The 23,887-nt window shown below is 46.6% G+C and carries 21 protein-coding genes; 8 read left to right on the top strand and 13 right to left on the bottom strand.

Annotated elements, in window-relative coordinates; all coding sequences use genetic code 11:
- The first annotated feature begins 5 nt into the window (after window positions 1-5).
- Together BSZ04_RS07510 and BSZ04_RS07505 are read left to right on the top strand one after the other, a co-directional pair.
- Window positions 6-596, top strand: a complete 591-nt coding sequence (locus BSZ04_RS07510) for a LemA family protein (RefSeq protein WP_071234391.1) — start codon at window positions 6-8, stop codon at window positions 594-596.
- Window positions 596-2,464, top strand: a complete 1,869-nt coding sequence (locus tag BSZ04_RS07505; RefSeq protein ID WP_088880033.1) for a M48 family metallopeptidase — start codon at window positions 596-598, stop codon at window positions 2,462-2,464. The genes BSZ04_RS07510 and BSZ04_RS07505 overlap by 1 nt, the downstream gene beginning before the upstream one ends.
- A gap of 65 nt (window positions 2,465-2,529) precedes the next feature.
- Here BSZ04_RS07505 and BSZ04_RS07500 read toward each other — a convergent pair whose 3' ends face one another.
- Window positions 2,530-2,886, bottom strand: coding sequence for a hypothetical protein (locus BSZ04_RS07500; RefSeq protein ID WP_005447150.1), 357 nt, complete (start codon window positions 2,884-2,886; stop codon window positions 2,530-2,532).
- A gap of 576 nt (window positions 2,887-3,462) precedes the next feature.
- Here BSZ04_RS07500 and BSZ04_RS07495 point away from each other — a divergent pair.
- Both BSZ04_RS07495 and BSZ04_RS07490 read left to right on the top strand, forming a co-directional pair.
- Window positions 3,463-4,695 carry an L-lactate MFS transporter gene (locus BSZ04_RS07495; RefSeq protein WP_010452181.1) on the top strand — a complete coding sequence of 411 codons (1,233 nt, stop codon included), beginning with the start codon at window positions 3,463-3,465 and terminating at the stop codon, window positions 4,693-4,695.
- 95 nt (window positions 4,696-4,790) lie between these two features.
- Window positions 4,791-6,416, top strand: coding sequence for a VRR-NUC domain-containing protein (locus BSZ04_RS07490; protein WP_088880032.1), 1,626 nt, complete (start codon window positions 4,791-4,793; stop codon window positions 6,414-6,416).
- Here the strand turns inward: BSZ04_RS07490 and BSZ04_RS07485 are convergent.
- Window positions 6,413-7,486 carry a tetratricopeptide repeat protein gene (locus BSZ04_RS07485; RefSeq protein ID WP_088880031.1) on the bottom strand — a complete coding sequence of 358 codons (1,074 nt, stop codon included), beginning with the start codon at window positions 7,484-7,486 and terminating at the stop codon, window positions 6,413-6,415. The genes BSZ04_RS07490 and BSZ04_RS07485 overlap by 4 nt on opposite strands.
- Window positions 7,487-7,496: 10 nt before the next feature.
- Entirely contained in the window at window positions 7,497-8,819 is a 1,323-nt protein-coding gene (locus tag BSZ04_RS07480) for an anaerobic sulfatase maturase (protein ID WP_088880030.1), read from the bottom strand.
- A gap of 176 nt (window positions 8,820-8,995) precedes the next feature.
- Between BSZ04_RS07480 and BSZ04_RS07475 the strand changes: the two genes are divergently transcribed.
- The 4 genes from BSZ04_RS07475 (at window position 8,996) to BSZ04_RS07460 (ending at window position 12,069) form a co-directional block, all read left to right on the top strand.
- A complete protein-coding gene (locus BSZ04_RS07475) occupies window positions 8,996-9,784 on the top strand; it encodes a formylglycine-generating enzyme family protein (RefSeq protein ID WP_088880029.1) in 789 nt (262 codons plus the stop codon).
- Window positions 9,785-9,950: 166 nt separating this feature from the next.
- Window positions 9,951-10,931, top strand: coding sequence for an HAD family hydrolase (locus tag BSZ04_RS07470; RefSeq protein WP_088880028.1), 981 nt, complete (start codon window positions 9,951-9,953; stop codon window positions 10,929-10,931).
- Window positions 10,932-11,068: 137 nt separating this feature from the next.
- Window positions 11,069-11,716 carry an AcfA family outer membrane beta-barrel protein gene (locus BSZ04_RS07465; RefSeq protein WP_088880027.1) on the top strand — a complete coding sequence of 216 codons (648 nt, stop codon included), beginning with the start codon at window positions 11,069-11,071 and terminating at the stop codon, window positions 11,714-11,716.
- A 17-nt stretch (window positions 11,717-11,733) separates the two neighbouring features.
- Window positions 11,734-12,069, top strand: a complete 336-nt coding sequence (locus tag BSZ04_RS07460) for a YgiW/YdeI family stress tolerance OB fold protein (protein WP_010452195.1) — start codon at window positions 11,734-11,736, stop codon at window positions 12,067-12,069.
- 54 nt (window positions 12,070-12,123) lie between these two features.
- On the opposite strand, the gene yegS is transcribed toward BSZ04_RS07460, so the two are convergent.
- The 10 genes from yegS to BSZ04_RS07410 all read right to left on the bottom strand — a co-directional run bounded on the left by yegS (window position 12,124) and on the right by BSZ04_RS07410 (window position 23,842).
- Complete coding sequence (gene yegS, locus BSZ04_RS07455; RefSeq protein WP_088880026.1) at window positions 12,124-13,026, bottom strand: lipid kinase YegS; 903 nt, start codon at window positions 13,024-13,026, stop codon at window positions 12,124-12,126.
- Between the two features lie 12 nt (window positions 13,027-13,038).
- Window positions 13,039-13,944: a LysR family transcriptional regulator gene (locus BSZ04_RS07450; RefSeq protein ID WP_088880025.1), complete on the bottom strand. Its 906-nt coding sequence runs from the start codon at window positions 13,942-13,944 to the stop codon at window positions 13,039-13,041.
- Between the two features lie 139 nt (window positions 13,945-14,083).
- Window positions 14,084-14,509 carry a bifunctional diaminohydroxyphosphoribosylaminopyrimidine deaminase/5-amino-6-(5-phosphoribosylamino)uracil reductase RibD gene (locus tag BSZ04_RS07445; protein WP_010452201.1) on the bottom strand — a complete coding sequence of 142 codons (426 nt, stop codon included), beginning with the start codon at window positions 14,507-14,509 and terminating at the stop codon, window positions 14,084-14,086.
- 240 nt (window positions 14,510-14,749) lie between these two features.
- A complete protein-coding gene (locus BSZ04_RS07440; RefSeq protein ID WP_088880024.1) occupies window positions 14,750-16,081 on the bottom strand; it encodes a BatD family protein in 1,332 nt (443 codons plus the stop codon).
- Window positions 16,078-17,823, bottom strand: coding sequence for a vWA domain-containing protein (locus tag BSZ04_RS07435; protein WP_088880023.1), 1,746 nt, complete (start codon window positions 17,821-17,823; stop codon window positions 16,078-16,080). The genes BSZ04_RS07440 and BSZ04_RS07435 overlap by 4 nt, the downstream gene beginning before the upstream one ends.
- Window positions 17,816-18,907 (bottom strand): vWA domain-containing protein, encoded by a 1,092-nt coding sequence (locus tag BSZ04_RS07430; RefSeq protein ID WP_088880022.1) that lies wholly within the window; start codon window positions 18,905-18,907, stop codon window positions 17,816-17,818. Before BSZ04_RS07430 ends, BSZ04_RS07435 begins: the two co-directional genes overlap by 8 nt.
- Complete coding sequence (locus tag BSZ04_RS07425; protein WP_088880021.1) at window positions 18,900-19,451, bottom strand: DUF4381 domain-containing protein; 552 nt, start codon at window positions 19,449-19,451, stop codon at window positions 18,900-18,902. The genes BSZ04_RS07430 and BSZ04_RS07425 overlap by 8 nt, the downstream gene beginning before the upstream one ends.
- Window positions 19,452-20,414: a DUF58 domain-containing protein gene (locus tag BSZ04_RS07420; RefSeq protein WP_038896274.1), complete on the bottom strand. Its 963-nt coding sequence runs from the start codon at window positions 20,412-20,414 to the stop codon at window positions 19,452-19,454.
- A gap of 12 nt (window positions 20,415-20,426) precedes the next feature.
- The gene (locus BSZ04_RS07415; RefSeq protein WP_038892350.1) at window positions 20,427-21,410 is read right to left on the bottom strand and encodes an AAA family ATPase; all 984 of its coding nucleotides are present in this window, start codon (window positions 21,408-21,410) and stop codon (window positions 20,427-20,429) included.
- Between the two features lie 125 nt (window positions 21,411-21,535).
- Complete coding sequence (locus BSZ04_RS07410; RefSeq protein ID WP_088880020.1) at window positions 21,536-23,842, bottom strand: multiheme c-type cytochrome; 2,307 nt, start codon at window positions 23,840-23,842, stop codon at window positions 21,536-21,538.
- Between the last annotated feature and the right edge of the window lie 45 nt (window positions 23,843-23,887).

Below are 23,887 nucleotides of genomic sequence, written 5' to 3'. Positions count from 1 at the left end.
TTACTATGACTTCACTTATTGTTTTTATCATCATCATTTTGCTTATCGCAGTGTTTGCGGTCAGCATTTACAACAAACTAGTGACGCTACGTAATCGCTTTAAAAACAGCTTTGCTCAGATTGAGGTTCAGCTAAAACGTCGTTACGACTTGATCCCAAACCTTGTGAGCACAGCAAAAGGTTACATGGAGCATGAAAAAGAAACCTTTGAGCGTGTCATCCAAGCGCGTAACCAGGCTATTTCTGGCTTGAAAGCAGCAAGTGATGCGCCAGACAGCGATGCGGCAATTAACCAACTGGCACAAGCAGAAGGCATGCTACAAAATGCGCTAGGTAAGTTGAATGTAGTGGTTGAAGCCTACCCAGAGCTGAAAGCCAACGAAACCATGACCCAGCTGCAAGAAGAGCTGACCAGCACAGAGAATAAGGTCGCTTTTGCTCGCCAAGCTTTCAATGATGCTGTTACCAGCTACAACACTTACAAACAGACTTTCCCACCAGTCTTGTTTGCCAATATGTTTGGCTTCCAAGACGGTAAGTTGCTGGAGTTTGCAGACAGCGAAGCAATCCAAGAAGCGCCAAAGGTTGAGTTCTAATGGATTTTTTCGACCATCAAGATACCGCACGTCAGCGTACCGGGCTTTTGGTGTTTCTGTTTTCCTTAGCGGTATTCGTCATCACGGGTTTGGTCAGCGTCCTATCGATTGGTATTTACTACGGGGTGACCGGTGAGCCATTTAATCAACACACTGCCATTAGCTATGTCTTATTGTGCTTTGCGGGTGTCGTGTTGATCGTTGCAATTAGCTCGATGATTCGCCTATCTGACCTATCTTCGAACGGCGGCCGAGGCGTAGCTGAAAGCATCGGTGGCAAGCTGATTTCCTCTAACACGATAGATGCCAAACACAGGCGACTTCTTAACGTAGTGGAGGAAATGTCGATTGCTTCAGGGATTCCCGTTCCTCCTGTTTATGTGATGCAGGAAGAACGAGGTATCAACGCGTTTGCCGCAGGGATGAGTATCGATGATGCTGTAATCGGTGTCACGCAAGGCGCACTAGACACCTTCACACGCGATGAATTACAAGGCGTGATTGCTCATGAGTTCAGCCACATCTTAAACGGTGACATGCGCATGAACACACGTCTAATTGGTGTTCTGTTCGGCATCACTTGCATTGCCCATTTCGGTCATTTGGTGTTAGATAACACTCACCACACCAGTCGCGTATCAAGAAGCTCTTCCGATTCAGATAAAGGTTTTGCGGTAATCATGCTGATCGCGATCGTGTGTTTAGTTCTTGGTTGGGTTGGTACTTTATTCGGCTCGATGATCAAAGCAGCCATCTCGCGTCAACGCGAATTCTTAGCTGATGCGAGTGCAGTGCAGTTTACTCGAAATGACCAAGGGATTTCAGGTGCGTTGAAGAAGATTGGCGGTCATGCATCTGGCTCAAGCCTAAAAGCGAAAGCAAGTAGCCAAATGAGCCACATGATGTTTGGGCAAAGCAGTTTGTCTGGCTTCACTGGCTTATTCGCTACTCACCCGCCTCTCGAAGAACGAATTCGCCGTATCGAGCCAAGTTGGGATGGCAGCTTTTCGCGCGGAAGTCAGCGCCAAACTTCAGCGTTTGAAACTGGACAAGTCAGTGGGTTTGCGTCGGATGCCGATTTTGGCTCTCAAGATCTTAAGACTCGAGTCGAAACGCCAACTTCTTCGGAGTTGAGTGAAACAGGTAGACTGCTCATCAGCCAATTACCACAAGACTTAGTCGATATTGCACGTGAGCCCTACAGCTCTCGCTTTATTGCATTGCTGCTGATCTTTGATGGCAGTGATGTGCAGCGTGAGATGATCAAAGGTCACATTCCTATGGTTTCACACGCAAAACTTTTACCGTGGTTGGACTACGAACTGCCAACATATCTGCGTCTCCCTCTATTAGAGCTTGCAGTCCCTGCCCTCAAAGCACTCAGTGAAGGTCAAAAGAACAGACTATGCCAAGTGCTACGAGAATTATCCCAAACCGATAATCACTACTCACTTGGAGAGTGGTGTGTCATTAACTTACTGGAAAAGCAATTACTTACCTCATTTGCTTTTACTCGCCAGAGTAAATCACTGATGCAATTGATGGAGAGTGTTCATTGGCTCCTGAGAGAGTTAGCCTGGGTAAGTCACTCAGAAAAAGACAAAGCACAATATGCTTTCAACAGTGCGCTCACCTCTTTAGGCCTACCGAAAACTCAGTTGCCAGACGCTAACCAAGACTGGAGATTAAGCCGAGCAGCGTTAGAACTTTTACTACAACTTAATCCTAAACAGCGTATTTTGTTCGTCAAAGCATGTCGTTTAGCAATTGAGTCTGACGGTCAGATCACCGTTGCAGAAGGCGAATTGTACCGAGTGATAGCGTGCTTCTTGGAAGTACCAGAGCCACCGCTTACTGTGACGCTGTAAACACAGAAAGTAAAACGCCAGCGATGATCGCTGGCGTTTTTGTATTCGGCTATAAGTGACGCTGATTAAGCAGCTTTAAAGCGCTCTGGAATCTTAGTGATGCTTTGACGATAGCTGAACCACAAGTAGGTCACGGCTAGTGAGAAGAACAAGTAAGACAAAGCAAACACGATAGGAGAAGTAATCAGCTCTGCTGACATACCCCACATCACGCCAATTACCGTAATCGTCAATTTAGATAACATGCCACAGATCAGTAAGAACAAAGCAAGCTGTGGGAAACGCGAACTACGGAATGCGAAGAAGTAGCAGCTACCTACTGCAAGCGATGCAATAGAAAGACCTAGCATGAATGAATGGATGTGATCTGCTGATGCGACACCTGCAGAAACAGAAGCCATAAGTAATAGGAACAATTTCATAAGTCACCTCACTACAAGTAGAGAAAAGCATCCTTTCATTAATGAAAACTCATTTTGCGCCCTATTTTGCTCATCTATTTAGCAATTACAAGCACATTTTTCGCTCATTTTATGTTCAACCTCCTTTCTCGAATCAAGTTATTACAACCATTTAACATTCTCTAATTTATAAACCCTTTAGATCCTGAACTTACAGAAAACAGTCTCTATTTTACCCACTTTTGTTACAGAACATTAACACTAAAATATTTTGAAACTTTTTGCTTAAACTGTGAGCCAAACACTTAGCTTCACTCTATAAACCTTGTTTCACTTAGGATCTCACTACCAAGTCAACGATTCTTTACGTTAGATCAACATTTTCTTCATATACAAAACCATCCTATTACAAAAATTTTTAATGTTTCAAATTATTTTTAGTCATAAGGGTAAAAAGAGATTCCAATCACACATTTATTGGTTATAATCCGCGCTCATTACGTTGTGTGTTGAAAAACGCAAACTTATTTTGAGCAAACCATATCTTTAAACCGCCCCCTCTTTGCTATCCGCCAAGAGGTATTACTGAGAACAAAAATGAGCAAGATTGATAAAGCTATGCGCATCCTGCTAGCAGGATTCTGTATCAACCTTTGTCTTGGCATCCTGTATGCTTGGAGTGTATTCAACAAAGCACTAGTGACTGAGTCAGGCTGGAGCGCAGCAGAAGCATCTGCACCTTACGCGACTGCAACTATTACTTTCTCTATCTGTCTTCTTGTTGCAGGTATTCTTCAAGACCGTATGGGTCCACGTTTGATCCTAATCCTAGGTACTGTTCTAACAGGTCTAGGCATGATCGCGTCTGGTTTTGTTAACTCACCACTAATGCTGAACATCACTTTCGGTGTGATCACTGGTGCAGGTATCGGTTTTGGTTACGCGTGTCTTTCTCCTTCAGCAATGAAGTGGTTCCACGCATCTAAGAAAGGTATGGTTAACGGCATCATCGCAGCAGGTTTCGGTCTAGCAGCTATCTACCTAGCTCCTGTGACTTCTGCGCTGATCGACAGCATGGGCATCCAAACGAGCTTCCTAGTTCTTGGTGTTGGTATCCTTGCTATCGCTGTTCCTCTAGCAGCAACAATCAACAACCCACCAGCGGATTACACGCCAGCTGAACCTAAAGTAAAAGAAGGTCAAGCGCCTAAGGTTGTGAAGAAGTCTGACGACCTAACTTGGAAAGCAATGCTTAAAACGCCACAGTTCTACTCTCTATGGATCATGTACGCGTTCGCAGCTTCTGTTGGTCTTATGATCATAGGTAACATCACGACTATCGCAAGCGTTCAAGCGAACCTACCAAACGCGGTTTACCTAGCGTCTATCCTTGCGGTATTTAACTCAGGTGGTCGTGTAGCAGCAGGTATGCTTGCAGACAAGATCGGTGGCGTTCGTACTCTTCTTCTAGCGTTCGTTCTACAGGGCATCAACATGGTTCTGTTCGCAACGTTCAAAACTGAGTTCACGCTGATCATCGGTACAGCAATCGCAGCAGTAGGTTACGGTACGCTTCTAGCAGTATTCCCTACTCTAACGGCTGAATTCTACGGTCTGAAGAACTACGGTACTAACTACGGCGTGCTATACACAGCATGGGGTATCGGTGGTGCAATCGGTGCTGCTGTTGTTGGTTTCTCAATGACTAACGGCGACGGTTACACGCTTGCTTACACTATCTCGGCGGCAATGATGGCGGTATGTATCGTACTAGCGTTCATCACTAAGCCACTGACTGAAGCGAAAGTAGCGCAACTGAAAAACGCTTAATCGCCAGTCCAGTTCTATTTATCTAATAGATCTGCAGAAATTGATTCGAAAAAGGCTTAACCTATGGGTTAAGCCTTTTTTATTGTTAGTTGGTTATGGAAAACACCGTCGAACTCGCGCCAGATTACTATCTCGATAACTTCTTTAAACTCACTCAGCACGCTACAGAATGGTACAGCGACTTACTTTGCTCAGATGAGCACCAATGGCTATCCGCATTTGAGAGCTTGAACAAACCCGCACAGTGCCTTCTTGTTCGCCTATACAGCCGTAAAGGTTGCTGGTTTCGCAGCGACAAACTCAACTATCAAGAAATCGAGAATATCCAGTCTGCTTTGGATGAATTGGCAGCTCATGATTTTGTCTCGCTCTCCCCTGACCTAACAACGCAAGAATTAGCAGCGAATCTACTGACCAAGCCTGAGATCGTCACGCTCTACCCTGAGCATCCCAAATCCCTCAAGAAAGAGGCATTAGTGGCATGCCTGAGTGAAGAGCGTTTCGAGCTATTTGAGGCTCTGGATTTCACGGTGATTAAGCTTAACTCCGCACACATGATTGATGTTTTGCTGACGCTGTTTTTTGCTAATACCCATCAAGACCTCAGCCAGTTCGTGCTCGATGATTTAGGCTTACACCAATTCGAACAATACCAGTTAAGTAAAGCACGTCGATTTTTCGAGAGCAGAGAGCAAATCGACCGTCTTATTGAGCTCAGCCAGCTCTCCAACCTTTATTGGCAATGCGAAAGAAAACAAAAAGATAACCTCGATATTCTTATCGAAGCGATGCCAGAACGGGTTGAACATCGCTACGTCGACCGTAAACGTGAGCACATGATTAACGACATTGCCCGTGATTACGAACGCATAAACGAACTTGGGATTGCAATTGCATTGTTTGAAACAACGACACTCGCCCCTAGCCGAGAACGTCGCGCTCGCATGTATGACAAGCTGGAACGAGATGATTTATTTAGTGACATTGTCACCAAAATGCTCGATCACCCTATTGATGTCTCCGAGCTTGAAGTCGCACAAAAGCTTGAGCAACGCGTTAAGCGTAAACAAGGCTTCAAAATCCCGAGAACTACTAAGCCAAAATGCAACGAATATCACATCGAATTGGATCTCTCCCAGCAACGTGTGGAGCTGGCAACCAAAGCGCATTTCGAAAGTTTAGGTTGGACCGTTTTCTATTCCGAGAATACTCTTCTCAACAGCCTGTTAGGGCTAGCTTTGTGGGATGCGATATTCGCACCAATCGAAGGCGCATTCATAAACGCTTATCAGCATCGACCATTGGATTTGTATCACGCCGATTTTGCCGATAAAAGAAAGCAGCTTATCGACAATGCGCTTGAGCAGGTTCAACAAGGGAATACGCAGGCGTTGTTTGATACATACCGAGATAAAGTTGGGATCAGTAATCCCTTCGTCAGTTGGGCATACATGAACGAAGAGTTGCTGTCCCTAGCTCTTGAACATATCCCTAATGACCTGTTGGTCGAACTGTTTAACGTGCAGTTAAGCGACCTAAAACTCTATCGAAACGGCATGCCGGATTTGATTGCATTTAAAGATGGGAAATTTGAATGGATAGAAGTGAAAGGTCCGGGCGATAAACTCCAAGATAACCAATGGCGTTGGATCAAGGAGTTCAATCGCCTCAATGTACCGTTCTCAGTCTGTTATGTAACGGCAGAGCCAAAAGAGCTTTAGCGGTTTACTTTGGCGTTCTTCTGCCCTTTCTTCTCTTTCAATTGATCAATCACGTAGCTTGGTGCGACTTTCTCTAGTTCGCCCAAGCACTCATCTGTTTTCGGGTTGTCGTAACGAACATAAATGTCGCAAACCGCATAAAGCTGCTCTGGCGCACCAGAGATCAAATACGCTTGCTCAAAAGACTTCACCGATTTGTCTAGGTTGTAGTCCTCTTGCAGTACACCATTAAGGTACCAATAGTAGCTGTTATCTTTCGCCATCTTGGCCGCTTTTTCGATTTCTGTCGCTGCATTCTTCTTCTCATCCAGACGCACTAATGTCAGCGCTTTCGAGTAATGCAAAGAAGCATTATCAGGATGAAGCTTAATTGCAGAATCCAGCGTCTTTACTGCATCGGCATCGCGTTGCTGAGCTCGGTAGTTGTCCGCCAAGCTTAACCAGATTTGTGGATTCTCCGGCTGATTGGTCACTAAAACTTGATAGATTTTATCTGCTTTATTCCATTCATGGTGCCAACGATAGACATCCGCTAACAGCAGTTTAGAGCCGTCGTCTTTCTTGTGCTCTAAGTAGCTGATCAGTTCAGCAATCGGGGCTTCAAGCGTTTGCTGTTGCTCGCTGCTCACGTTAGAAAAGTCACGCACTAAGTTGGTCGCAGCTGTAATACGAACCATCGCCTCTGGATCACTCAACAGTGGCTCAATCATGCGCCAGCGATGTTCAATCGTGTAAGGTTCTGCTCCGACAATCGCAGCCTCACGAACTGCAGGGGCTTGGTCTTGAAGGCTGCGTGCAACCGCCACCAGCGCGTTTTGACTTGGGTATTTCGCCAGCTCATGCAACGCTTCAATGCGCTTTTCTACTGGCTGTTTCACGTCTTGTGCTTGATAAGACCACTTCGCAATCACTTGCTGTGGTGACATCTGTGCCGAGTTTGCTTTTTGAGCGCTTGTCACGATCGCTGAAGAGACTTGGTCTGGTGCGAGCAAGGTTTCATCCTGCGCGGCAACAGATTGGCTTGCGGTGAGACCTAAAGCGACAGCTAATAACGTTTTTGAGAATGTCATATCAATCCCCTTAAAATTTGGTTTCGAATACAGGACGCTTCGCCGCTTGTTGGCGTAACACCGCATCACTGAATTTGCCATGTGCCACAGGGTTCCCCGTAGCGCGAAGAATGTATGCCATAGCCTTATCAGTATGAGAGAAGAACTTTTTCCAACCTGCACACAGGTAGTTCAACCCTGGTTCACCCTCTTTGGTGCGAATGAAACGGTTTTTCGGACACTCGCCGTAGCAAGCGAATTGGTAATCACACTGTTGGCACTGCTTGGTTAGCGAGCGAGTCTTGGCAAAGCCAAACTTTTGCTGCTCAGGACCATACGCCAAGGTGTCTAATTTTTCGTGGTGGATGTTGCCAATCTTGTATTCTGGATAAACGTAGTGGTCACAAGCAAAAACATCACCGTTTGGCTCCATTGCCAAGCCTTTGCCGCAAATCTCGCCCAGTGTACAAAGTGGGTTTTTACGTCCCATCCAAGTCTCTACACTTGCTTCGAAGTACTGGACAAACACCTTGCCAATGTCGTGTTGGATCCACTCATCAAAAATTGCGATAAGGAAGTTACCCCACGCCTCATCTGCCACACACCATGGCTCAACCACAGAGTCTTTGTGACCAGGAATAAGACGCTTGTCGCCTTGTTTCAGCTGTTCTTGCGGCTCCCATGTTTGAGGTGCGGTAGTACGGAAGGTTTTCTGTTCTACGATGGGAATAAACTGCATTTGCGGAGAACGCACTTCATCACGCAGGAATCGGTATACCTCAAGAGGATTGCGGCTGGTTAGGTTGTTGACACAAGTCAGCGTTGCGAACTTCACTTCGTGTTTGTGCAGCAGCTCAACAGCCTTCATCACTTGATTAAACGTGCCACGCCCTGCGCGGTTGGTTCGGTAAGCGTTGTGCATCATTTCTGGCCCGTCGATACTCAAACCGACTAAAAAGTTATTTGCTTTTAGAAATGCACACCAATCGTCGTTGAGCAACGTGCCATTGGTTTGTAAATCGTTAGAAATGACCACGCCTTCAGGCTTGTACTTAGATTGAAGCGCAACAATCTTTTTAAAGTAATCCAAGCCCAACATCGTTGGTTCACCACCCTGCCAAGAGAAGATGATTTCCGGCGTGTTCTGTCCTTCAATGTACTGACGAATGTAGGTTTCTAACGTCTCTTCATCCATCACAGGCGTGCAGCCTTTTTTGTACTCAAGTAAGTCCTGTTTGCTGAGGTAATAGCAGTAAGTGCAATCAATGTTACAAGCTGCCCCAATAGGCTTTGCCATGACATGCAAACGCTTAGAGGCTTTACCGTTGAACTGAGGACCTTGAGTAATGTGCATACGTCACCTTTTTCGTTATGAAATGCAGCTGAGAACGCTCATAAGCCTGCCATTCTCACCTTAATGACCTAATCATAAATCCCATTAATACAAGAGGCTTGTTATACCGTTTATAACCTTTTTTCATAGCGTTTATTGCTAATATTTATCGTGACTTTTTTGGCGAGAAACTATTGATGAAATCATTTAAAAGCAAATCGTTAACCGCACTTTCTATTCTATCATTCAGCGTATTAATAAGTGGTTGTGCGACTCAATCACCGCACCCTATCGCGCTCAACATAGATCAAGACATGGTGTTGGTTGAAGGCGGTTCATTTGTCATGGGGTCGGACAGCGACTCCGCCAAGAAGGCAGAAACCCCAGCACGCGAAGTAAAGGTAGACGGCTTCTACATTTCCAAATTCGAGGTCACTCAAGAATTATTCGAATCTGTCATGGGTTCTTCAATGAGTTACTTCCAAGGTGCAGACATCCCGGTTAACAACTTGAGCTGGCAGCAGGCGAATTACTTCATCGAGAAATTGAACGAGCTGACCGGTGAAAACTACCGCTTACCGACAGAAGCGGAATGGGAGTTTGCCGCAAAAGGCGGTAACAAGAGCCAAGGTTTCACTTACGCAGGTTCAAACAACATTGCTGATGTGGCGTGGTATGCCGACAACTCCAAAAACCAAGCTCACCCAGTTGGTCAAAAACAACCTAATGAACTTGGTCTGTATGACATGACAGGCAACGTTGGCGAGTTCGTTATTGATGCTTATGACGACACCTTCTACCGCTTTGGCCCAACCGAGAATCCGAACAACGCTAAAGACGAAAAAGCAGGCCTAGCACACAAGTCCGTACGAGGCGGCAGCTTTGCCTATGATTCTGATGAATCAGAGAATTTCCGTCGAGACTTCGCCAGCCAGTCTATAATTATGTCGGACATGGGACTTCGCCTTGCTAAAGATGCTGATTAAGCACGACTACGCATGAGAAGCGACGTTACTGCCCCTTTGCGCATTCTTACCAATTAACACGTCTCTTGGTTAGGGAAATGGTTAGGGCAAGAGGCTAAATCCACGTTGTTCTTCTCTATACCCAAATGTATACAAACCATACATTCAAACTTAGGTAAATAATAATATGAAGAAACACATCTGTGCCCTTGCAGTCTTATCTGGTTTATCGTTCTCAGCGATGGCTTTAGATTGCGACCCAAACTTATTGCCCTCTTGGAAAGATGGCGCGAGTAAATCTGCGATTGTGAACTATGTTGATCAATCTACTGATGCTTCGAAAAAAACGTTCGTTGCAGAACAGGACCGCATCGCGGTGTTCGACAATGACGGTACGTTATGGTCAGAGAAACCTTTCTACTTCCAGCTGGCCTATGCGCTAGACGAAGTGAAAATCATGGCAAAAGATCACCCAGAGTGGAAGACGCAAGAACCGTTCAAATCAGTATTGAACGATGACATCGAAGGCGTCTTTAAGGGCGGTGAAAAAGCACTGCTTGAGATCGTTAAAGTCACTCACAGCGGCATGACGGTTGAAGAATACCAAGAGAAAGTCGCACAATGGCTGAAAGCCGCCAAAGACCCACGTTTTGGTAAGGCGTATACCGAGCTGACTTATAAACCAATGCGTGAAATGGTGACCTACCTGCAAGAGCATGGCTTTAAGACCTACATTGTCTCTGGTGGCGGTGTGGACTTCATGCGAGTTTGGGCACCAGAGGTCTACGGCATTCCTGCAGAGCAAATCATTGGTAGCGCACTAAAATACAAGTACGATTACAACGACGGTAAACCAACCGTGACCAAGTTAGGTGAAATCCTTACGATCGATGACAAAGCCGGGAAAGTGGATAACATTCAACACATCATTGGTAAGAAACCTGTTCTCGCGATTGGTAACTCAGACGGTGACCACGCGATGATGCAGTGGGCAACCAGTCAACCAAACTCGATGGCGATGATCGTTCATCACACCGATGAAGACCGCGAGTGGAAATACGACCGAAAATCCAGCGTCGGTCACTTAGATAAAGCGATGGATGAAGCCAATCAACGCGATAATTGGCATCTTATTGACATGAAAAACGAATGGTGCACCGTCTACTAACACCATTACCACTTCTTTAAAGCTCCCCTTCTCGGGGAGTTTTTTTATTCATTTTCAAACGTTAGTCTTTTCTTCACGAACACTTCACGACTCTTCACACACAATGCCTCTCATCAAAACGAAGAGGTAAAAACAGAATGAAAAAAGCAGTCCTGACGATTCTAGCAGCAAGCTCATTTTCGGTAGCAGCAGCGCCTTATGTGGGTTTAGAGTATGGATTCGGCACCACAGACCACGATTTTGAAACATCTTTTGAAGCTGACGGTGTGAATCTAAACCCTGAATTGGAAGACGGTATTTTTGGTGGCTTTGTCGGCTACTCGATCAACGACTCTTGGGCAGTAGAACTGGGTTACAGCCAATTTGAACTAGGCGATAGTCGTTCAAAGAACTTAGGCATCGAGAACATTGATGGCAAAGACTACCACCGCGAGATGGAATGGGATTCATCAATCAAAGCAAAACAAATCACCCTTGCTCCTGTGTTTAGCTACGCATTAAATGATAAATGGACCACAAAAGTGAAAGCAGGTCTGAGCTACACACAATACGAATCTGAAGCAGGTAAGTATGAAGAGCATGAGCTGGTTTCAAATGACGATGTGGAAATGAGCAAAACGCTTTTCCACAGCACAGAAAAGAACAACGAGTTTGGTGCCGTATTCTCTGTTGGTGCTGAATACAAGATCTTCCCTCAGTTGACCATCGGTGCTAACGCAAAATACCAACTTGATAGCTATGCAAACACCGCATCAATCAACGTAGGCTCTACATACTATTTCTAATTTAGGAAGCCATAAGCATGAAAAAACTGATTATTACGACAGCATTAGCTCTAATTTCTGGCTCTGCATTGGCTGCCTTCAACGGTCCTGAAACGGCAGCAATCAATACAGTAAAAGAAGCTCAGAAAGCATCTGACGACAGTTATGTACTTTTAACAGGTAGCATCGTTCAATCACTTGGGAATGAAACTTATCTGTTTAAAGATAATACAGGCCAAATTCAAGTTGAAATCGATAATGAAGATTGGATGGGGCAAGACGTATCACCGCAAGACCGCGTTGCGATTCGTGGTGAAGTAGACTCCGACTGGACAACAACACAAATTGACGTTGATACTATTCAAAAGCTCTAACTTTACTGTCAGTAAGCTGAAAGCCACCACACTAGTGGCTTTCATTTTGTGGATTTAATGCACTACTAAGCATGGGCAGTGAGGTGGGAGCACCAAACGTATACTTTGGGGTTGAACCTCAAAACGGATCTTCTTGGATCGATAAGGCTCACCATCAAGGTTTAATGGCAGCGCTTTCGGAAAGTCAATTTCCAACCAACTTGCCTGAGTGTGCTTCACAAATTGGCCTTTTTCAGTTGGGCTCTGAATTTCTTCAAGCACCTGAGGTAGCTCATGGGGCAAGAATGGATGTACTAATGTGATGTCCATTAAGCCATCATCGATCAATGCACTTGGTGCAAGCTCTTGTCCTCCACCAGCGAGTCGGCTATTGCAAAACGCACCGACTAAAATTTCGCCTTGAAAGCTACCCTGCTCAATCGTCAGCGTTCCATCATAAGGTTTAAAGCCCAACGCTTTCACTAGTCCTGTTAATGTGTAAGCGCCTCCACCAAGAAAGTTCTTTAGCTCTACGGGGGTCTCCGCGGTAATTTCGGCTCCAAAACCTGCTGCTGCAACATTCATAAAGTAGCGCTCATTGGCCTGAACGCTATCCACCGCAACCGCGTCACCATTAACAGCAAGTTCTATAGACTCTCGAATCGTGGTGGGGATTTTCGTCGCAGTCGCGAAATCATTCGCAGTCCCCATAGGGATAATGGCCAACTCAGGCCTAGTATTTGAGTTTACCTGGTTGAGCGCTGTGACGGCTTCATTGACAGTCCCATCACCACCCGCGGCAACAATACGTTTAATGCCTTCATTAACCGCTTCTTTAACTAAGCGTTCCATATCCGCAGATTCCCAAGTGACCCGAACTTGCAGATCCACACCTTGCTCTCGCATTCGCATGATCTCACTGCGAAGCTCCGGTGCTCCAGCCTTCTTACCATTTAGAATGGCGCGTATTGCTTTCATACTCTTCCCTACCTAGTATTCGATTACCTTACCAGCTTTTTTGAGCTGAGTTCTCAACCATTGATGAGCACTTTCATTGTTGCGGCTCGAGTGCCAAATCGCACATAAATCGTGAATTTTGTCACTAAAAGGAAGTGGTACCGCCTTAATGTTATAAGTTTTAGAGAAGTGCTTTATCGTTGACAGCGGTAACATCCCAATATATTCAGAGCCATCAATAACAGGTAGCATCTCCATCGCGCCAGACGCACGATATACGATGTTGCGCTTAGCTAGGTCTTCGATATCTTCTTCACTCATCAGGCTCTTGCGTGCATGCCAACGCGAGACCACGACATGCTCCTCTGCCAAGAATTGCTCGACAGAACAGGTGTCATGAATGCGAGGATGGTCTGCACTGCACACAACCATCAAACGCTCAGAAAATACTGGTTCCATCTTGAGAACGGTGCGTCCTCGCGGTGGCATATCAATGATTAAGTCGTACCTTTGCAAACGAAGATCGCTTTCATAATCTTCAGTAAATAAGGGATGCACTTCCAACCCAATATTTGGTGCGCTCTTACGGATTTGACGTAGCAGTTGAGGCATTAACTCATAGCTGGCCACCGAGACACAAGCAATCGAAAATATACGATTAGACACTTTAGGATCGAAGCTACTAGATGCGGATAAAGTAGACGTAAAGTTTTTCAGCGCTGCGACCATTGCCGGATAGATATCTATTGCAAAACTGGTTGGCTCTACGCCCGATGTGCTGCGGTGAAACAGTGGTTCGTCATAGATATCACGCAAACGAGCGAGTGCTTTGCTCACCGCAGGTTGGCTGATATCAAGACGAGCAGCAGCCCTAGACAGGTTCTGCTCTTCATAAATCGCCACGAAAATGGGGATAAGGTTTAAGTCGGTGCTCTTCATTTTGCAAACATAAAACAGGACATGACCTTATTTTAGCTAACAGTATGATAGTTAACGACTCAGAACACCAGATTTGAGCGTCTATGCATGTTTTCGCGAGTTTTAACCTCGCATTGACGAAGAATATTCTGAAAATCGCTCAGGATTTTCCTAGGTAAGGGCTCAAGAATGCACTCGCCTCTTCACCGCACAAGCCGACTTCGACTTCAACGCCACCTTCTTTTAGGATTTCGATACCAAGACCGGCGTTACGAGGGTCAGGATCGAGCATAGCAACCACCACTTTTTTGATGCCGCAAGTCACTAAGGTTTTAGCGCAAGCTGGCGTGCGACCAACAAATGAACATGGCTCTAGTGTTACATACGCGGTGACGTCACTTAGATCACCGTTGTATGCGTTTAGGGCTTCCACTTCTGCATGATTGCCACCAATCGCTTGTGTGTGCCCTTCCGATACGATTTGACCATCTTTCACTAACACACAACCAACAGGTGGATTTGGCTGGCAAGCAGGGAGTGCGTTCCGTGATACTTCCAAGGCACGGAGCATAAATTTTTGATTCATTTGATATGATTCTCGAGAGTCTGTACTTAGGTGGTCGATTTTAGCGCTGGCATATTATCTCTTCCATACAAATCTATACATAAGTAACCTTAAGGTGCTTCGCTCTTTGACAATGACTTGATTTGTTGGCGCACGCAGATTTAAAGCTCTAGTGGGTCTACATCAACTATCGGCAACAAAATATACAAGACCCACAATATTAGCAAAGAGTACCTAGCCACTGATTTTAGCTTTTAGAGGCTATCTTTTTCGCATGTTCCTGCTCCGTAGCTCATCAAGTTGCGGCAAAGCCTTAGGTATGGCCCACTTAAAGCGTTTTGGCTTCAGCGCTTGTATCCCTTTCCAAAGCGCATTCATCAAGCTTGCGTCCTCCTGCCCCTCTTGTAGGCGCTGTGAACGCTTCTGCCAAATATCAGTGTCACTGGCTTTACTCATTTCAAGACCACCCGTGTTGCTTCTCAGCTGCTTATACAAGCTTGCTCGAGCGGCGCCCCATCGATTCGCTTTCACCATTCGTCTGAACACTAACCATGGTGGCGTAGGACGAGAACGATAATAACGGTGAATGCTCAAGGCGGCGATAACGAGAACAAATAGCGTCACTACGCTGCCAATCAACCAGCCAGAATAAGCTCTAACAAAGGATTTGAATGTATGCTTGGCTTTGAAGGTCTTACCCTCAATCACTACCGTTTCCAGCTTTTTACTCTTGCTATTCCACCATTGGAACTTATGTTCAGGCAAGGTGAACTCACCGCCCTGTTGGATCACATACACGCTTTCTTCTATACGACTTGATTGGTAATCGCCACGCGTTTGCTTATCGTCCAAGCGGTTTGGTTGAGGGTAGGCTTGATAACTGGAAGTAGAATCATTGGATAACAAGTCTGGAAGCAACACTGACAAACTGTCTTGTGCATTGATCGTTATGGTGCGAGTGATTGCATCACCGACTTTCAGCTCATCGTTAGACGTTGTCCATTTCTGATCCACACTCACCTTAGTCGCAGTAAACCATGCAGACTCATCACTGAGCAATCCAGAAGGCATAGACGCTTCAAACTTAATTGGCTGCGTATAAAGCGTACCAGCCACTTTCGAACCATCAGGAGCAGAGACTTGCACACCCACGGCGACAGGTGGAATCACAAACTGCCCTGAGGCTTGCGGATACAAAGTTATTTCCCAACGCTGACGAGACCACGTTTGCCCCCCTTTACGCTCGGTATAGTTAGTTGCTAATTGGTTACGCTGCTTCGCAATCACGTTTGGGATTTCTACGCTGCCAATGCGTGTACCACCGGTGAACCAACGAGGCGTTGCAACTTCGATGTACAAGATTACCTGCTCATTCACACTGAACTTAGGTGCTTCCTTCGCATCTGCCCCTGCTCCCTGCTTGCCAACCCATGCTAATAACTCGACATCACTTTCTTTAGGTAGAGACGGGCGCTGCAAGTCTTGAATATCTTGTGCGTTCGCCAAACCAGTAAAAAGCAAAGTAAACATCATCAAGATAGTGCTTAAACGCCCAACCACGGAGTCAGCGCCAAGTTTGAATGTATTCATCATTGTGCTTGCTCCTCTTCTTGTTGTAGTTGTGGCTGCGGCTCCGTTTTCACGGGCTCACGCAGTTGAATTTGGAATTTGGCGCGCAAGAAGTACTTAGGATCGGCCTCTACGCGTTTTAACCACTTATCCGCCAGTTCTTGGCTGCCAAGGATTTCGTTCGCATTGAGTTTCTCTTTCAGCATTAATTCAGCAGCGGTTTTTTCGTCTGCCCCATCCGCCGTTTGCGGGTTGTCACCCAGTTCAAACGACTCTTCCGGTCCGTCTGTTGTCCCCGCTTGGCTTTCACTGGTGCGGTTAATCTCTTCGACAATGCCACCAATGACTTTTAGGTTGTGCTCGACGTCTGGTCGCAATTGCTCACTCAAGGTGTCTCTGTCTGCCAGTGTTTGCAACAAATTACGCGCGGCCAAGTATTCACGTTGACGTGCCAACGCACTCGCAGCGTTGTACAACCCATAGTCTTTTACCGCATCTGATGGATTGTTTTGCATCTCCAAGAAAGCGGTATGAGCCAGTTTGTATTCGCCTGCGTAGTAATAAGCCGTCCCTTTACGCAACGGATCCGTAAAGTGCTTTGCTGCCTCAAGGTATTCGTTATTGTTGAACAAACGCTGGCCTTGTTGATTTGGCGTGAGCCATAAATCCCACCACCATTGAGACGCTTTATCCCAGGCAGTTATCTCTTGCACCACTTCAGGTTTATCCGCTTTGAGCGAGACCGTTTCCGCCATTGCTTTTGGCGTCATAAACAAAGACGTTGATACCATCGCCACCACACACCATTGCACTAGCCAACCTTTGCGGAACCAAAGCATCATGATGAGCGCAATTGGGAACAACAGTTGATAGCCCATGTCTTTCCAAGGCATTGATGATTCGCCATTGAGTTGCATGTTTCGCTCAACAAAACGGTTCAACTTCTCTATGTCGCTGTTGTCGACCGTCACTTCAACAAGGCGTCCACCAGTCGCGCTGGCAAGATTATTTAGCGAGTCCAAATCGACCGGGTTATTAGAAACAATGTCCGAGTTACCCGCTGCCAAGATAAGCAATTGATAAGGCTTGTCTGCAAAGTAGTTTTTGTAAGCGGTAATGGTTGCGGGGTTCACGCCATCCGTAACCAACAGAACCGTAGAACCCGGTTGGCCTTGTAATTGTTGGTCAATCAAAGGCAACGCCGTTTCAGCAAGTTTACCTTCAACTGGCATGATTTCTGGTGTTATCGCCGCTAGAAACGGTTCGAATACTTTGCTGTCCTGCGTCACAGGCATGGCGACATGAGCAGAGCCCGCATACACAACCAACCCAGTGCTGCCACCTTTTCGTGCAGCCAAGAGGTCACGGATTTTTTGCTTTGAGCGTTCCAAACGGCTTGGCGGAAGGTCTTTTTGTAACATTGAATCGTTGTTGTCCAACACCACCAACATGGAGGCTTTATCTTCGCCGAATGGAGAAGCTTGGCGCTCCCACGAAGGTCCTGCACAGATGATGATGGCAATCGCTACTATCACCATAAGCAGCTTGAGTGGTAGTTGTTTTCGCCAACCATAGTCGCCAATCGTTAAGGCTTTACGTAAATGCTCAGGAAGAATGTCTTTCCAGCTTGGCTTGGATTCCTCTCGCCACCTTAACCAAAGCAAAAGAAACATCGGGATGAACGCTAATAGCCACATTGGACGAATAAAATGGAACTGTGTGAAGAACTGTTCTAGTCCCATGCTAGAGAAAGGAGAGTCAAACATGGCGCTCTCCTTCTACGTTGTCTGTTTGTGCAGAACCTTCACTGTTCACTGATAGTCGACGACGCTTAAATGTTGCCAACGAGAACGCGGTTAAATACATCGCAACCACCAAAGCCATTAAGTAATGATGCAAGCTTTGCTTGGGACGGTAAGTGGTACTTTCATAAAGCTGTGGCTCTAACTTACCAATCTCATCATAGGCTTTAGCAAGTTCGTCACGGTTGAGCGCTTCAAACGCCTCACCACCGGATTCTTTGGCAATACGTTTGATCGTACTCATATCTAGCGCAGTTTCACCCACGGTTTGTGGATCACCCATGGCAATCACGTGGATACGTACATCTTTGGCTTTCGCGACTTTCGCCGCATCAATCGGCTCAACGAAGCTTCCGGTATCATTACCATCTGTCAGAACAATGGCGACTTTCTCTTTACTCTCTTCTAAGTCGGTACGCGACTTTTCGCTTTGCTCAAACACCTTAATCGCCAAACCAATTGCATCACCTAAGTGAGTGCTTTGCCCAGCCATCGCCACATCCGTTTGGTTAAGCAGCTCTAGCCACACTTTTTGATCGGGCGTGAACGGGGTTTGCACAAATGCCGCATCGCCGAACAAGATCAAACCCAATCGGTCACCTTTGCGCGTTTTGGCAAAGTCACTCAATACTTCTTTGGCTGCATCGAGACGAGAGATCTTTTCACCGGTTTTGGATGTGAAGTCTTGCTCTGCCATTGAGCCAGACAAATCGACGACGACCATAACATCGCGGCCTAAGCTTTCACGCACCTGTGGCTCGCCAAGTACTGTCGGCTTTGCCATTGCGGTCACGACCAACAGCCAAGAGATGATGAGCGTTGCACGCTGCCACCAGCTCGGAGTGAGTTGGCTTGCCCCTTCTGATGGCGTTTCACCAATCGCGTCCACAAGCTGACTAAAGAACGGCACTTTGATGGCCATTTGTTTGGTGCGGTAAGCTGGGACGAGGAAATACACCACTAAAGGTAGCGGCAAGATGATGAACCAAAGCGGATGCTCAAATTCAAAGCTGCTCATGCCAAGCCATGAGGCAAGAAGATCACCCATGGCGACCTCCTTTTAATGCACGCGCTTTGTAGGCAAGCGTGCGCTTTTCAATGTTGTGAGCGTTCTCATCGTGCTCTTTCACCCACTCAGTTGCGCGTTCAAGAAGTTGTAAACGCTCTGTTTTTTCCAGTCCAATACTTGGGTCAACGATACTTTGCAGCCATCGCTTGGAGACTTCGTCATCAAACATTTGATGCTTGGGGTTAAGCTCATCTAACTTGCGCAGGAACGCAGTATCAAACAAGCGAGCATGAGAGCTATCAAGGTGAATCAAGACGATTTTCAGAATCGAGAACAGCGCTTTCGGCATGCTGGCATCATCTGGGGTCAAACGAGAAATCGCTTCAATGGCTTCTTTACGGTAACGGTTATCCCACCAATGGTGTGCCAGTCGGTATCCGACATACATGAGTACAATCGCACCCACAATTGCAAGGATCTTCCAACCAATGGTTTGTGGCACCCAGCTGACGCTTTCTGGCACCGCGACATCATGCAGCTCACGCAGAATATAAGTGCTTGGAGGCGTGTGTAAGTCTGTCATTTATCGACCTCCAACGAGTTTTTGGAATTGAGTAATGTGGTCACCTGTTGTATCGATTTCGATATGAGGCAGCTTTTTGATCGCCATGAGTTGTGCCAGTGATTGACGTTGTAACTGAGCTTTCTCAACCAAACTGGCGCTGGCTGCATCGACTTTGGCTTTGCTGTCTAAGTTGAGCTGGTAACGACCGTCACCAATCACCCATTTCACTTTCGCCAAATCTTGAGGAAGCGACTGCTCTAAAGGATCGCTTACCATCACCGCGAGGACATCGTTGTGCTGTTGAAGCTGCTTAAGGTGATCAAGATGGTGCTCTTCGCAATCGCGCCAATCACTGATGAAAATCAGCGTGGATTGCTTTAGCTTCATCCGTTTGATGAGCTCAATCCATTTACTGAACGTCACTTTGTCTGAATCTAGCGAGTCCACATTTAAGCGCTGATTGGCTTGAGAGAGTCGTTTCAGTTGAGCGAGCAAATCGTTTTGGGAACGCTGAGCTTTGCTGTGATATAGAGCGGAGTCAGAGGCGATAACAAATCCCACTCGGTCACCGTCTTTCAATACTCGCCAACCACACATAGCCGCGACTTCAGCAGCGACCACAGATTTCATGACCTCGGTAGAGGCGAAAAACATCGCACTGCGCTGGTCTACACAGACAATCACATTACGGTCTTTTTCTTCGGTGTAGCTGCGCACATGAGGTTTGCCCGTGCGCATAGTGACCTTCCAATCTAGGTTTCGGATGTCGTCCCCTAGTTGGTAATGGCGCAGTTCTTCAAAGTTCAAACCACGTCCGCGAAATAATGAATTGTGACGTCCAGAAAGCACACTGCCCGCTTTTAAGTGAGGCAGCAGGCTGAAAGATTCGGCTTGCGCTTGTAAACGCACCAAGCGTGAGTAATCGCAATACAAGCGAGGGTCGAGCCCTTGGGATTGAGGAGCAAGCGTTGGCTTTGCCATAGTCCCTCCTGCTTATCCGATTTCTACACAATCAAGCAACTCTTGCACTACACGTTGATGATCAACACCATCGGCAAGCGCATCGTAAGATAGTGAGAAGCGATGTCCCAGCACCGAAGGCACCATTGCACGTACGTCATCAGGCGTTACATGGTCACGCCCTTGTAGCCACGCATAAGCTCGAGCACATTTGTCTAACGCAATTGAAGCGCGAGGACTTGAGCCGATTTCGATCCATTTTTGTAGCTGGGAATCGGCGTAGCGCTCTGGTTTACGCGTCGCCATCACAAGCGCAACGATGTAGTTCTCGACCAAATCGGAAACAGTAATATTTGGCAGTTGACGTCGCGCTTCAATCACAAGCTCTGGCTCAATGTGTTTTGGCGTCACTAATTCACTACTGGTTTCTGAACCCAGCTCTTCACTGCGCACTAAACGAATAATGTCACGCTCAGCTTCATCTTCTGGGTAGTCGACGGTCACTTTCATAATAAAGCGGTCCATCTGCGCTTCTGGCAATGGGTAAGTACCCTCTTGCTCAACCGGGTTTTGCGTTGCAAGCACCATAAACAACTCAGGCAAGACGTGCGTCTTATCACCCACTGTAATCGTACCTTCTGCCATCGCTTCTAGCAGTGCTGCTTGTACTTTTGCTGGCGCGCGGTTTACCTCGTCCGCCAATACGATGCTGTTAAAGATTGGACCTGGTTGGAAGTGGAGTTGAGGCTTGCCATCTAGTTCTTGGTACACTTCGGTGCCCGTTACGTCAGAAGGTAATAAGTCGGGGGTAAACTGAATACGACCAAAGCTAGTGTTAAGAAGGTTCGCAAGCGACTTCACCGAGCGGGTTTTTGCCGTTCCCGGTAAACCCTCTAAAAGTACGTGACCATTGGTCAGTAACCCTATCACCAAAGCCTGAACCACATGGCTTTGTCCAATGACGCTTTTTTCTGTCTGTTCGATCAATTCATTAATGGCTTGTTGTGCGTGGTTCATGGTGTGCCCTCAAAATGCATAGTTTTTGCTGTGTACATCCTACTCACTAGCCCTATAACTATTGGTTATAAACTTAATACCTAACTAATTTGTAACCATTTATAGCCAATAGCTTATCGCCAATATTAGTTTGAAATAGCAGCTCGTAGTTGCTCAATCACCTTCGGCGGAGCCACCTCAGCAAGCTGCTTAACACATTGCTCAAAAGCAAAAGCTACGGCCCCTTGTTTATAGTTGCGTGCTAACACTTCACACTCGGCGTACAAATGCTGTGGATTTCCACCCACTTGGTAGGCTGTGTTCAGTGCCTTACTTGCCCCAAGTATGTCGCTCTTCTCTAACGACAATCCATACACATACCAATACTGCGGGTTATGCTCTGCCGTTTCAGCCGCTCGTTTCAAATATTGGTTTGCCTTATCACCATCTCCAACACGAAGCCATGCCAAACCAGCGCTGTAAGGCAATGCACTCGACTTTGGCTGAGCTTCAATCCCTGCCATCAAGGTTTCTAATGCTTTTTTGTCGTTACCTTGTGCACGGTACAAATCCGCTAAGTTGGCGTAGCTGTTCTCAAAGTAAGGCTCTATTTCAATGGCTTTTTGATAAGACGTAATGGCTTTACCTGTTTCTCCAAGAGCTCGATAGACATTTGCTAGGTTGGTTCGTCCAAAACCTCGATCCGCATTGAAACGCTGGATTGCCATGTAGTCTTCCAACGGCTGTTTGATCTTGTCGCGTTGCAGCGGATTCATTTCTGGATAATGACGAACCAAAGCACTCGCTGCTTCCGCGCGAACGGACAACACTGGGTCTGTTAGTAATGGTTCAAGAATTTGCCAGCGGTCGCTGAACTCATACCCAAACGACCCAGCAACAGCCCCAAGACGAATCATGTCGCTTTCATGCTTCACCGCGCGAGCCAGAGATACCAAGGTATTTTGACCGGTATTGCCCCCCATACGCTCCAGCGCGGAGGCACGAATAATGTCACTTAATGATGAATCTTGAGCAGAGTACGCTAACGCATCAGGCGCACCACGATGACCAATAGAATCGGCGTAGAATGCCACCGCAAAGTGCTGTTGGTTACGGTATTTCGAATTCGGGAACCACTCGCCTATTTTCTGATCCGCCCACTGGTTGGTTTCGTCTTCATGGCATGATGTACAGACGTTTGGCGTATTGATGTGTTGGCTTAGGTCCGGACGTGGCACATGCCAGCTGTGGTCACGACGCGGGTCAACTTGCATGTAGGTCGTTTCTGGCATGTGACAAGTGGTGCATTGAGACGCCTCGGTATTTGCCTCATGGAAAGTGTGATTTTCCGGCATGTAGTCAGATGCAATATGGCACTGAGCACAAACCGCTTCTTCAGGGATCTTTAACTCTGCGGTATGAGGGTCATGACAGTTGGTACAGGTTACCCCTTTCTCTGCCATGGCAGACTGCAAAAATGAACCGTAGACGTAATCTTCGTCATAGATCTGACCATCGTGATAATAGAGCTCTGGTGCAATTAAACTGAGGCGATATTTATCTAGGAATGAGCCTTTAACGTGGTCGGCGCTTTCATTTAACTGTGTACGACGACTATGGCACTGCGCACAGGTTTGAACTTGGTGCGTCATCGCGATGTCTTTTGGTTGGAGCGTGCTGTGCCCTTCTTCGTAGACCCACTCTTTTACTGCCATGCCTAAATCTCGGTCAAAACCATAGTGGTTCGCTGGCGTGATGGTATTCCCCGATTTTTCCGCTTGTTTGGCAAGCTCGACGTGTTCACTCGCTGGGCCATGACATGCTTCGCAACCGACGTTGATTTCTGACCATGTCGTCGAATACGTATTGGCTGTTGCATCGTAGTTTTTTTCTAGATTGGTTGAATGGCAATCGGCACACATGAAATTCCAATTCTGGCCAGTGTTCGTCCAGTAAAACTCATCTTTTGGGGTGGTATCGGGATAAAGATGGAACCAGCGCTGTCCACCCTCTTGCTTGGTTCTCGAATCCCAAGCGAAAGGGATTAACTGTACGCGTCCGTCTTCGAATTCCACCATGTATTGTTGAAGCGGCTCCCACGCAAAAGTGTAGCTAATTTTGTAGTCGTGCCACTCTCCGTCTGGACCTTGGATATTGACCCAATACTCGTCCCCTTTTCGATAAAAACGGTTTGGCTTTCCTTCGAATGTAAATGTGTGCTCGTTAAAGTCACCCAATATGGACTGTGCATCAGCATGCCTCATCGCCATATCATGATGAGATCCTTGCCACGCTTTGGTTTCTTTTTGGTGACAATCTACACAAGCGTCACTGCCTATGTAAGTTAACGTTGAAGATTGGTTTGATTGCGGCGTTTCCTGTGCAAACAGAGAAAAACTGACGAGCGCTGCAAGACCGATTAAGGCCTGCTTCCAACTTGCCCACTGAGTCATAGCTATCCTTGTATGATTATTTTTATTCTCTGATCAAAGATAGGA

Source organism: Vibrio rotiferianus (assembly GCF_002214395.1).
GTDB lineage: Bacteria > Pseudomonadota > Gammaproteobacteria > Enterobacterales > Vibrionaceae > Vibrio > Vibrio rotiferianus.
This window is presented reverse-complemented; position numbering and strand designations above follow the sequence as displayed.